The organism is Caldalkalibacillus thermarum (assembly GCF_014644735.1).
GTDB lineage: Bacteria > Bacillota > Bacilli > Caldalkalibacillales > Caldalkalibacillaceae > Caldalkalibacillus > Caldalkalibacillus thermarum.
Genome location: NZ_BMKZ01000060.1, coordinates 1 through 11508, shown reverse-complemented (window position 1 = coordinate 11508; position 11508 = coordinate 1). Strand labels below are relative to the sequence as shown.

General features: G+C 44.5%; 11 protein-coding genes and 4 pseudogenes. All 15 read right to left on the bottom strand.

Features of this window, described 5'->3' with window-relative positions:
- Positions 1–213 precede the first annotated feature (213 nt).
- Positions 214–1115: pseudogene (gene ltrA / locus IEW48_RS17235) on the bottom strand (group II intron reverse transcriptase/maturase); the annotation flags it as partial.
- Positions 1116–1301: 186 nt separating this feature from the next.
- Positions 1302–1580 (bottom strand): hypothetical protein, encoded by a 279-nt coding sequence (locus tag IEW48_RS15360; protein WP_188624532.1) that lies wholly within the window; start codon positions 1578–1580, stop codon positions 1302–1304.
- A gap of 181 nt (positions 1581–1761) precedes the next feature.
- Positions 1762–3006: an HAD-IIA family hydrolase gene (locus IEW48_RS15355; protein WP_188624531.1), complete on the bottom strand. Its 1245-nt coding sequence runs from the start codon at positions 3004–3006 to the stop codon at positions 1762–1764.
- A gap of 71 nt (positions 3007–3077) precedes the next feature.
- Positions 3078–3611 carry a class I SAM-dependent methyltransferase gene (locus IEW48_RS17835; RefSeq protein WP_503826753.1) on the bottom strand — a complete coding sequence of 178 codons (534 nt, stop codon included), beginning with the start codon at positions 3609–3611 and terminating at the stop codon, positions 3078–3080.
- Positions 3612–3625: 14 nt separating this feature from the next.
- Positions 3626–3790, bottom strand: a complete 165-nt coding sequence (locus IEW48_RS15345; RefSeq protein ID WP_188624529.1) for a hypothetical protein — start codon at positions 3788–3790, stop codon at positions 3626–3628.
- 433 nt (positions 3791–4223) lie between these two features.
- A pseudogene (locus IEW48_RS15340) lies at positions 4224–5327 on the bottom strand (IS256 family transposase); the annotation flags it as partial.
- A gap of 277 nt (positions 5328–5604) precedes the next feature.
- Positions 5605–6366: a 3-oxoacyl-ACP reductase gene (locus IEW48_RS15335; protein WP_188624527.1), complete on the bottom strand. Its 762-nt coding sequence runs from the start codon at positions 6364–6366 to the stop codon at positions 5605–5607.
- Positions 6367–6826: 460 nt separating this feature from the next.
- Positions 6827–7870, bottom strand: a pseudogene (locus IEW48_RS15330) (IS3 family transposase).
- Positions 7871–8203: 333 nt separating this feature from the next.
- Positions 8204–8515 carry a transposase gene (locus IEW48_RS15325; protein ID WP_188624526.1) on the bottom strand — a complete coding sequence of 104 codons (312 nt, stop codon included), beginning with the start codon at positions 8513–8515 and terminating at the stop codon, positions 8204–8206.
- Positions 8516–9069: 554 nt separating this feature from the next.
- Entirely contained in the window at positions 9070–9453 is a 384-nt protein-coding gene (locus IEW48_RS15320) for a coiled-coil domain-containing protein (RefSeq protein ID WP_188624525.1), read from the bottom strand.
- A 394-nt stretch (positions 9454–9847) separates the two neighbouring features.
- Positions 9848–10231, bottom strand: a complete 384-nt coding sequence (locus IEW48_RS17225; RefSeq protein WP_229704086.1) for a PD-(D/E)XK nuclease family protein — start codon at positions 10229–10231, stop codon at positions 9848–9850.
- Positions 10228–10401: a hypothetical protein gene (locus tag IEW48_RS17220; protein WP_229704085.1), complete on the bottom strand. Its 174-nt coding sequence runs from the start codon at positions 10399–10401 to the stop codon at positions 10228–10230. The genes IEW48_RS17225 and IEW48_RS17220 overlap by 4 nt, the downstream gene beginning before the upstream one ends.
- 116 nt (positions 10402–10517) lie before the next feature.
- Positions 10518–10691 (bottom strand): hypothetical protein, encoded by a 174-nt coding sequence (locus tag IEW48_RS15310; RefSeq protein WP_188624524.1) that lies wholly within the window; start codon positions 10689–10691, stop codon positions 10518–10520.
- Between the two features lie 218 nt (positions 10692–10909).
- Positions 10910–11233: a magnesium chelatase subunit ChlI family protein gene (locus IEW48_RS15305; protein WP_503826752.1), complete on the bottom strand. Its 324-nt coding sequence runs from the start codon at positions 11231–11233 to the stop codon at positions 10910–10912.
- A 15-nt stretch (positions 11234–11248) separates the two neighbouring features.
- Positions 11249–11377 (bottom strand): annotated as a pseudogene (locus IEW48_RS17710) (ATP-binding protein); the annotation flags it as partial.
- Between the last annotated feature and the right edge of the window lie 131 nt (positions 11378–11508).

The following is an 11508-nucleotide window of genomic DNA, read 5'->3' as shown; positions in this document are numbered from 1 at the left end:
GTTACCATGCACCACGCAAGACTCGGTACAGGACTGCTGGCTAAGCTTTATCCTGGTAGCCATTTCAGGCTACTTGTGCTCCTTGAACTTGCAAGGCGCAACTCTCACACCACCTAGCATGCGGGTCGCTACTCTTCGGTTCGCCAATCTTGACGAACATCGAAATATCTCTCCGTTAAACTCCTAAGCCCTTGCGCAAGCCAGTAGGTTTGGGTTGGTCAGCTGTCGTATCTTGTTCTTAAAGCGTTGGATAGACTTCGGAGCAAGGCGTATCCGGACTTGGCGTTGGCTGGTGAAACTGAAGCCTAGAAATTTCCTCCGCCATGGTCGGTCAACCGCGCTTTTCTCCTCATTGACTTTGAGTTTTAACTTCTTCTCCAAGAATCTTTGGATGCTTTGTTTCACACGTTCTCCTGCGCGCCTACTGCGCACATAAATGTTACAATCATCCGCGTAACGGCAGAAGCGCAACCCTCGCTTTTCAAGTTCCTTGTCCAAGTCATCAAGAAGAATATTGGCCAATAGCGGGCTCAATGGGCCCCCTTGCGGAGTCCCCTCCTCTGATCGGACTTTGAACCAACAATCATGATCCCCGCTTTTAAATAGGCCCGTATCAGCTTCAGGATGCGCTTGTCCTTCACCCGTCATGCCACCCGGCCCATAAAAATGTCATGATTAACCCGGTCAAAAAATTTCTCCAGGTCAATGTCCACAACGTATCTATATCCCTCATGGATATATCGTTGGGCTTGCCGGACGGCATCATGGGCCCGGCGTTGGGGGCGAAATCCATAACTGTGGGACGAAAAGTGAGGGTCGAAGATGGGTGTGAGTACTTGGAGAATGGCTTGTTGGATGAATCGGTCTATCACGGTAGGGATACCCAGTAACCTGACACCTCCGTCAGGTTTCGGGATTTCAACCCTTCGGACAGGTGCTGGCTGGTAGGTCCCCTCCAGCAGTTTTTGTTTAATGGCTGGCCAATGCTCCCGGAGGTAATCTCGGAGGTGTTCAGTTGAAACCCCGTCGATGCCGGGAGCGCCTTTGTTAGCCTCCACACGTTTGAGTGCTTTGGTTAGATTTGACCATGATAAGATGTTCTCCAACAAAGCCATCGAGATATTTCTCCTTTCGCGGGATGAGGTGTCAGGTCTTACCGGGCAATGCTCAGCCCTCATTCCAAGGCCCTCCGGGCTTCACCCATCTTTCCTTGGAAGAGTTCCGTCAGGAATTCTGCTTCAACGCACTGCGTCTCGAAAGAGTCTGATTCATCCCTGAATTGACGTTCGGTCCTTCCCTTTTCAGCGTCCCCTACTCAGGTACTTTTGTCTTGCTGACTCCTGTACGTTCAGCAAAACCTTTCGGTTTTGGTTACCATCTTCAGATGGCGTACCGTACAGGCCTCCCCGGATAAGAGCACGGACTTTCCACTCATGTACCTGCCCAATATACTGCCACAACCCTTGGCGGCTTTGGACTTCGTCTTGTTTGGCAGACTCATCCGGTTGTAACAGCCTCAAATTGGGTTCGTGTACCTCAGGTCGAGTGTTTGCCTCCAGCAACACCAGATTCCGCCTCACGGCGGACACCCTTGCTTTCAGCTAACGGTAGGCGCTCGCCAGCCCCCGTTCGGGACTTTCACCCTATAGTCATGCACCCATGCCGGGCGTACCAAAAAAGACGGCTCAGTTTGCTAGCCGTCTTTTTTATATGCTATCTACCCCCGAATTTATTCGGGGAAGGATGTCATAAAACCTCTATCTATCTTATAAATGCAGAAAAATCGGATGCTAATGCATCCATCAACCACTGTGGATGCATAGGAAGCATATCGGCGGGAAGTTCCGCTGGATTAAAGAACTTGACTTCTGCGGATTCTTTTCTATCGGCTCGTATGTTCCCGCCATCCACACGACAGAGGAAACACAATGTTATAAACTGAACTACGTCGCCCGAAGGATAGCTGAACACTTGTGATGCTGGATGGGAGTAGACACCGATAAGCCGTTCCACTGTTACTTCCAGACCTGTTTCCTCCATGACTTCACGCTTAATGGCTTCTTCGACGGTCTCACCGGGTTCAACATGTCCAGAGGGAATCCCCCATAATCCATTGTCAATGCGTTTCATCAGAAGAACATCTCCTTGCTCATTGAACACCACTGCCGCAACACCGGGTTCTACGCGTTCTGGCCAGGGAAATGGCGGTTTGCTCCACGGTACAACAGTCATTGCAGGATCAAACAAGGATGACAAGTTGCGAATTGTAACATCCGGAGCACGAAAATCGTATTTGGAAGGGAAAGTGACTGGCGCTTCGGAGATAAGGATTCCCGTATAACCCATTCCATGCGCCCCGAGAATGTCGGTTTCGGGTGAGTCTCCAATCATGACAATGCGTGCATTAGCAGGTAGATCTTCGGTTGCTATTTGAAACATGACTGGGCTAGGCTTTCCAATCACGACTGGACGCCGTCCCGTAGCCGCCTGTACCGCTCGGATAAGTGATCCAGTGGCCAAACTTCTGCCAGAAGAAACGGGGAACGAGGTGTCCCCGTTTGTCGCAATAAAGTCAGAACCCTGTTGAATGTATTGTACCGCCTTGTTCACTTGCCGCATCGTTATATCGTCGTCATAACCGATCACCACTGCCTGAGGTTGATTATCAGTGTTTATCCTTACCTGCTGTAGATTACTCCTCATTTCTGAGAGGAAGTCCGGCGTTCCTAATGCAAACACAGATGAATAGCCGCGCCGTTGAATGTATTGGATTGTGGCCCATCCTGATGTATATACTTGCTGTTCATTTACATCCAGTCCCAATCGACGCAAGCGTTGCGTAACTTGTTCTCGTGTTGCCCGAGGATCGTTGGTAAGGAATCGTATAATCTTCCCCATTTGTCGAAGTCGTTCAAGGGATAATTTAACGTCCGGAAGTAGCTCATTCTCCAGATAAATGACTCCGTCGAGATCAAATAGGAACACGTCAAATTCTGCAGCAATCACCTGCTGCCCCCCTTTTCATGTGAGATAAAGACGGTCTCTGTAGAACACCGTATGGTACACTTAGCCACTATTTACTTCCTTGCGACAAAGATAGCAAATGGCGGATACTCTGTTTCCCCCATCCATGAGCATGAGTGTTCCGCCGTAAAGGATTCCAGTTCTTGTTTCGGTATATCTTTGAGCGTCGGCTCCAGTACGTCAATTATGCTGAATCCCGCTTCTCTCAGTGCCTCAATGTACATCTTCTTGGGCCAATGATAATCATAAAGAATCAACTCAGAATGATCAGGAAGACGTAGCCGCACTTCCCTTTGTTCTCCATATGCATACTGTCTTCCCGACTCCCCACTTCGAAAAGTCGAAAAGCTGATCCCCGTGGTATCTGGATTTGTATCTAGTATGATATACTTCGCACCCGGTTTGAGTACTCTGTATATCTCTTTGATAATTCGCCGAATTTGTTCTTCTGATGCGATATTGATGAACACATAACATGTCATTGCGCCATCAACGGAGTCGTCTTTCACAAAGTCTAGGCGATCATTCTTCACTAGACGATAATTAATGAAAGGATGCGAACGTCTCTGACGAGCAATTTCCAACATGCTTTCCGACGCGTCTACCGCCATTTCTCACGCTTGTGCGCATTGTGTACCGTATAGCCCTTCGATTCGAAAAATTCAATTAGTTCCTCGTACTGTTTCCGAAATCGCTTGTCCATTTCTCCACTTCTGGGATCCATTAGGCTCTTAAAGGGACCAGCGAGAAAAATCTTTTTCGTCATGAACCATGCTCCTTTCCATGATGTGCCCAGGGGTTTTCCCTGTGCGTTTTACTTGTATATGTCTCGGCATCCCCTAGTTCACGCAGAGATACGAGGTAAAGTAGTATGAATCATTCTAAATAAAATAATAAATATAGTAAGGTTAAGATACCAAATTATTAATAATACGCTCATCGGAACCAGTAGGTACCGTCAAGAATTTTGTGTAAGCCCGTAGGGCACTTCTGGAATCGTGACTATATTTAGACCTTCATCATCCTTAATTACTAATGAAAAAAGTATCAGAAGGTTCTGTCAAGGGCGAAGTGTATACGAACCCCTTGACAGGTTCTTCGACCTTCTTAAAATGGCATTAGGATGATGAAGCTTATATCTCATAGCGTTCTTTAAACATAGCTTGCAATTGTTGATAGGCACTAGCAAATCCACGTCATTTTCTTTCTGACCATTTGTGATTGATATCCTGTACAGTAAGGTACACGATTTTTTCGGCTGCTTTGACATCTGGAAGACTGTTCATGGGTCTTAAACGTTTTTTAATTTCTTTAATGGTTCTTTCAATCCAGTTGGTGGTGTAAATGACACTACGAATAGCTGACGGGTACTTTAAGAAGGTGAGCAAAGTGGGCAAATCTTTCTCCCAAGATTGAACTTCCCTAGGATAACGCTTTTGCCATTTATCTTTGAATTGTTCGAACTGAAATTGAGCTTCTTTTACAGTAAATGAATGGTAAATCGCTTTAAGATCTTCCACCACCTCGTTGCGGTCTTTAGCTCTCACCCGGTTTAATGTGTTACGAACCTTGTGAATGACACAATGTTGGACATCGGCCTTTGGATAAACCGATTTAAAAGCTTCTTCTAATCCGGGCAGACCGTCAAATACACCAAGTAGCACTTCTTTAAGCCCACGTTGATACAAGTCTTCAAGCATGTCGCGCCAGCCGAGTGCATTTTCTGCACCACCAACATAAAAGCCAAGGATTTCACGATACCCATCTTCAGTAACACCAACGGCGATATAGATCACTTCATTAGCCACGGTATCCCGGCGAAGTTTGATATAAGTACCGTCTAAATAGAGAACGGAGTAACGCTTCTTTAACGGTCTTTGCTGCCATTGTTCAATATCTTTAAGGGCCACTTCCGTGATGTTACTGATGGTTGTTGCGGAATAGGATGAGCCCAAAATTCTTTCAATAAATTTACCAATTTCACGGGTACTCATCCCGCTTTGATACATTTTGATAATGGCTGTTTCTAGCCAACCATCACGACGTTGGTAAGGTTCAAAGAGCTGAGTATGAAACATTCCTCGTCGATCACGGGGAACCATAAGGTTTTCAATTTTGCCATAACGTGTGTCTAATGAACGTTGATAATAGCCATTTTTGCAGTTAGGTTCATTAGGTCTTTCGACCTTTAAAAAGTTTTCAAGCTCCTCTCTCATCATGAGCTCAAGTTTTTCTTTAACAAATGCTCTTAACAAGTTATCTAGTTGATTTTCTATTCCGGAATTTGTTACACTTGATACCATAAGGTAGGGTACTCCTTTCTCTTATGGAATCTGGACAATTCCGAGGATACCCTACCTATTTTTATTTTTTCAAGTGCTTACACAAAATATTGTACGTCATCTGTGGCCATCTAGCAAGGCGATAACCAAACAATAATAGAGGCAATAATAACAAAAGAACGATATATAGGGGAAGGCCGTACTAACGTCCCTCCCTCTTTTAAAACTATTTTTTTATTAAGGTTAACCTCCTCCCACAGCTAATCGTTGTGGGCTTTCCTGCCCAGACTTTTGTGAATTAATTCATCACAAGTCCACCATCTACTATCAGGTTTTGACCAGTAACTGCCCTGGCCCAAGGAGAGGCAAAGAACAATACCACATCTGCTAAATCTTCAGGAGTCGTTACTTTTCGTAAAGGAGTTGTGGATTCAATCAGATCAAAAACTTCCTGACTTGTGGCTGAACTGGCATCAGTTGTTCTTAATAGTCCACCAGATACCATATTCACAGTAATGCCATAAGCTCCCAGTTCTCTAGCCATATTACGTGTGAAACCAAGCAACGCTGCTTTGCTGGTGGTATAATCATGATATGGTACAACAGGATTTTGGACTAAATTAGTTCCGATGTTAATAATCCTTCCAAATCCAATCTTTTTCATATCGGTTAATCCGGCCTGAATAGTATTTAGGGCTGCTTTAACGCTCCCTTCTAATTGTTGCATATAATCATCCCAGCTAATTGTATCAGGTGTCTTACGATTTTGGGGATCAAATACATAGTTGACCAGTGCATTGTTTACGATAGTCGTAACAGGATGTTTGAAATATTTTTTTGCTTGGTCAAACATAGCTGTTACTTGGTTTGAATCTCTGATGTCAGCCTTGATGGCAAGAGATTGATCACCTAACTCTTCTGCTAATTTATTGGCTAACTTTTCGCTACGATAATAGTTGATTACGACACGGGCACCCTCCCTGGAAAATGCACGTGCAATGGCCGCACCTAGACCACGACTTGCTCCAGTAATAAGCACTACTTGTTCATTGATATTCATTGACAGACTCCTTTCACTCAATAATTGATAGATGAATGAATGCTAAAAAGTTGGCCAATGCGTTGGAGAAACCCATCTGGTACGTTGGCTACCACGATAAACTCCTTGAAAGGACGCTTGGACAAAAGTTGAAAAAGCTCGGGTATATCATGGACATACACTGGAAGAAGCAGCAAAATATTTAGGTGTTGATGAGAAAACCATTAGAAATTGGAAAAGGATAAAAGGCCGCCTCTTCCTCATAAGTTAAGAAGATCAGAGAAGTATTTAGAGATATTTGAGTACTCAATAGAGGAAAAAATGTCGTAACACTGCATTACCCACAACAATAATGGTTGGTCCGGGGAAGTTAGCCTATCAGTAGCCCTTCCCCTCATATTATTTTTCTAATGCTTTTTGTTATCCCAAGTTATTCTTCTATGGATTTGAGTCAATATCCTGGACACAAAAAAGTTAAGTTTTAAGCCGAATGTTTCAAAAGATCTTCCACTTCCTGAGGTGTTCTGTAACCCAGACGGCTATGGATTCTTTTACGGTTATACCACCCTTCTATACAAGCATTGTCATAAGGACATCCCTTTCGGCTGAATGACTGTATGATTCCCTGAGATTTGACATATTGCTCAAATGCTTCACTCGTATATTGTGTCCCCAAATCCGTGTGCAGAATAAGCCCGCGTTTAGGCTGTTGTGTATCACAAGCATTTGCTAACGCTTTGATGACTAGATCAGTAGTCATCGATTTGGCAAAGGAATAGCCAACGATTTTTTGGGTATGTAAATCCATCACAGAAGCCAAGTAACACCATCCATCTTTAAGGGTATGAATGTAGGTGATATCAGCGACCCACTTCTCATTGATGGTGTTGGTGGTAAAATCCTGTTTGAGCAGATTGTCCCGTTAGATCACCTTTTCCTTGCTCGATAGGGTTTGTATTTCTTTTTCACAATGGAACGAATACCTGACTTCTTCATTAAACGCTGCACTCTCTTTAGGCTGACTTGAAATCCTTCCTGCTTCAACAGATGATGGATTTTGGGAGCGCCATAGCGCTGTTTGCTCTCCTGATGAATGCTGTTAATTCTTTGGGTGATCTCCCGGTTCTCACGTTCGCGGTTTGACTCTTTATGATTCAGTCTTTGATAGTACGTGCTTCGGGGAAACCCAGCACTTTACACAGGGTATGAACTGGATAATCTGCTTTATGATTGTCAATGAATTCTGCTAACTCAGTATCCTTTACTTTTTGGCGAATATGGCCATAGCCTTTTTTAAGATCTCATTCTCTTGTTGGAGACGGAGCATTTCCTTCTTCATCTCAACCATCTCTTTCTGGGTGATGGACTCATCTCCAGAACCCACTGGAGTAAACTGCTTGATCCATCTGTAAACCGTCACTTCAGATACGCCATATTCGCCACACAGATCTTTAACAGAAGTTCCTGAATGGTAGAGATCCACAATCATTTTTTTAAAGTCGTCATTGAATTTCTTTCGGTTCATATTGGACACATCCTCTCCCAATTTTTATTGTAAGGGACTTAACTAAAATGTGTCCATGAAACTATACTAACACCAGTGGTTTGTTTTGCTTCTCGCGTTGGGACGCAAGATGCCAAGTTCTTTACATAGGCGATAAACTTTCTTTTTGTTAATGATCAACCGACATNACTTTTATCCCTTTATGGTTATATGAATACCCCGGTGCTGGTCGTCCCTCACTCACTGTTTTTTCTTTCACACGATAATATTTGCGGTAGTAATAAGTCGAACGGGCGATGCCTATGATTTTCAGCACCGTTCTGATGGGGTATCCTTTACGAATCCATTTGTCAGCTACTTCAATTTTTTCAGCAAGTGAGGGTTTTTCTTTTTTAATAGATCACGGAGAATTGCAATCTCCAGGTCTTTTTCACCTAATAGTTTCTTCAGTTGCTTATTCTCCTGTGACAATGCTTTTGCATCGAGTGTTGGGGTTGCCGTAACATCTACATCGCCAAATTTACCGTCTTGATATTCTTTTGTCCAACGATGCACCAGATTTGGGTGAATATCATACCGACGGGCCACAGCAGCCTTATTTCCGGCCTCTAAGGCCTCCTTGACAACTTGTATTTTAAATTCAACAGAATGTCTTTGGCGTTTCATATTCATCAGCCCCCTAATTTTATAGTTAATAGTTTAATAGATCACACCTTAGTTGTCCAAATTCATTAGGGGGCTTATAGGATTTTTTATCCGCCAGTTGACCTAGGGGCTGGCGGTATTTTTATTCCAAAAAACAAAAAAGGCCAAGTAATACCCTTTATTGGGTACACTTGACCTTTTTTATCAAAACCGTACAAAAGTACGGTTTGCTTCTATAATCAACATTTTTCGTTGCTTATGTGCAACGATTCACCGACACACCCCGCGCCGGATTTTTCGGGAAACTCCCCTCCACACCTTTTTTTACAGACGGTGGCGTGGAGCTGTCACATCGCCCATACCACATAGCCTGGTGGTATCCGTCCTTCCGGCGATGCAACTTTTCTCAGCCCTCCGCCCGATCATGTGCAAAGGCACATGTGACGGTTCGCCGCTCACTGCGCATACACCGGTATGCGCATACCCGGTCTTCCCTGTGGGTTCACCGGAACAAACAAAGGTTCTGTATATATATTACAATATTATCTTACCGATAACAAGCAAAAAACCGGGGATTAATCCCCGGAAACCGATTGTAACTTTTTCTGGATATTGTTAATTTCCATGTCGTGCCGACCGGTTTTCTCTCCCAGAAAATCGACACTGTATTCGATGTTTCTTATTTTTTCTGATACAACGCCGAAAGCTTTGTAGTGTTGTTCTATGTTCGTTTCCAAATGACGGAAGTGGCTTCTCATTTCTGTTGCCAGATTATCTATGCTTTCACGGTTTTTAAGGATTTCGGTTTTAAGTTCTTTTTGTGACTGTTTTAATTCCTGAACTTCATTTTTTAATCCCTGAATCTCACCTTTTAACTCTTTTTGACCTTTTTCCAGCCCATCAAGTTGATTGTTTACTTTATGCAATTCACCGAGAATTTGATTCAGCACATCCTCCATATACGATCCCTCACTTTGACTTGATTATAACAGAAGTGGTAGGAGTCCGTCACGATCGAAAAAAAGCTTTTTTCTATCACATCCGGTTAACTATGGATTCTTCACGCTTTCCCATATTATCCTTATTTTTCTTGTTTTTGTACCCAGGAGGCAGGACTGTCTATCCAAATCTCCGATAACACTCAATTGCAAACGGACAAAGGCTGCAATGGGATGACGGTTTGGCTGGAAACAGCCTGTAACGGGCATCCGGCTCGACGTCCAGAAGAAAAAGCTTTTCTTCGATCTCCGTGGCCAAACCGAACGCCCACTGACGGGCTGCTTCCGCTTCAGCCTTTGTGAAATTGTGCCCGCTATCTCGTCCGAAACGCAGGAAGTACAGACTTCCATATATCTAGTTCACCCCCTTCATCTCCATCAACACCCACGCATACAGGGCAAGCTGCATGTTGTCGAAAACGTTGAACGGTTGCCAATTGGTTTTCCAATCGACAAACCATACAACAGATTCATTTTCGACAACCAAGTCAATGTACCCCTGTATCTGGGGGGCTGAAGGAGAAGGAGAAAGGGGGAGTTGGAAATGGACTTCTGTCTCCCCCATTCCCGCGTGTACTGGGGCTTTTTTTACTAAACTTTCCACCTCCGAATAGCTAACTTCGGGGTGGAAGTCTGCTTCAATAAATCCTTCGCAAACCGCTTCTTCCAAGGTGTATCCCTGTATGAGCATTTCAATGCCTTTGTGGACAGCCTTTCCGAGTGCCAGCGGCTTTGTCACTTACCCAGGGTGTAGATCGGGATAGACTTGTTTCCTTGAAAGAAATCATGACACATCAGCAAATTGTAACTGTGACACATGCTTTTGATTTTCTTCTTGTTGTAGAGATCAAACTGGCTTTTTAGCTGCACGCCACCAATGCAGCCAATGGTGGCGATGGCGTACAGCATAAAGGTAATGCTCCTTCGGAATCTCTATCTCCCGTGGCCTTGTCTGCTCCCGCTTTCATCTCACTTTCCAGTCATGGCTCGTGGAAAAGGGGCTAATGAACATCCCCACCAGCCCCTTACAACTTCCTGGCAATCTTGCCGTAAATTTTTTCGTTTTTTACATCCACCTCACGGATACGCAGCAACACCTGCTCCCCTTTACGCACTTTCTCAAACTTCATATGCGGTACCAACGCATCCACACCAAGTTCCAGGTTGACAAACACGCCGTATTCCACCACACCCGTCACGGTACCGGAGTTTTCTCCACACGGACGTAGTGTTTGGCACACTCAGGTTAAGGGTTGGGTTTCAAGGCTTTGGTGCTGGGTTCGACTTCCTTGTCTACTTTTTGATAACTTCCACCTTAATGTGATCACCAACCTTGATACAGCCACACGTAATGAACCAACAACTATCACTTCTATCACTTCGTTTGTCCCTCACTTACTGGTCATCCATTAAATCCTCACTTCCCCAGCCTGTAACCAACCGCCTCGGCAATATCCTCTTCTACTATCAATTCATGTTCATTTAGATCAGCAATGGTGCGGGCCACCTTTAAAATCTTATGATATCCTCGCATGCTTAACTGGTGGTATTCAAAAACCTCCCGCATAAACACCTCCGCTTCCCGTGACAGCTGGCAAGTCGCTTTTACCTCTTGAGCCGTCAACAATCCGTTTGGCTTGTCACTGTTGGTGCGCTCCTGTTTGAAGGCCAGCGCTTGTTCAACCCGGCACCGGATGTTGGAGGTGCTGTAGGGGTCACTTTGTGGCACATCTGCCCCCACAATTTCATCATAACTTAACAGCGGTACCTCAACTTGTAAATCAATGCGGTCTATGATGGGACCGGACAGTTTGGCCCGGTAGCGTTCGATTTGTGTAGCCGTACAGGTGCAGGGGTTCTTTTCAGTCTCATAGCCATAATAGCCGCAGGGACAAGCGTGTGGTTCAGTCCTATGGAAAAGTGATAACTAAACGGGAACACACACCCCTTGTACATATGGTACATGGAGACGAAAAAGATACACCCGGAATACGGCTTAGAAAGGCTCGATTGGAG

Bases quoted from the DNA above. Each gene is read 5' to 3' on its own strand.
- IEW48_RS17835 (WP_503826753.1), bottom strand. From the start codon at position 3,611: ATGTTGGAAATTGCTCGTCAGAGACGTTCGCATCCTTTCATTAATTAT.
- IEW48_RS15320 (WP_188624525.1), bottom strand. From the start codon at position 9,453: ATGGAGGATGTGCTGAATCAAATTCTCGGTGAATTGCATAAAGTAAAC.
- IEW48_RS15325 (WP_188624526.1), bottom strand. From the start codon at position 8,515: ATGAAACGCCAAAGACATTCTGTTGAATTTAAAATACAAGTTGTCAAG.
- IEW48_RS15335 (WP_188624527.1), bottom strand. From the start codon at position 6,366: ATGAATATCAATGAACAAGTAGTGCTTATTACTGGAGCAAGTCGTGGT.
- IEW48_RS17220 (WP_229704085.1), bottom strand. From the start codon at position 10,401: ATGCTGTACGCCATCGCCACCATTGGCTGCATTGGTGGCGTGCAGCTA.
- IEW48_RS15345 (WP_188624529.1), bottom strand. From the start codon at position 3,790: ATGACGAAAAAGATTTTTCTCGCTGGTCCCTTTAAGAGCCTAATGGAT.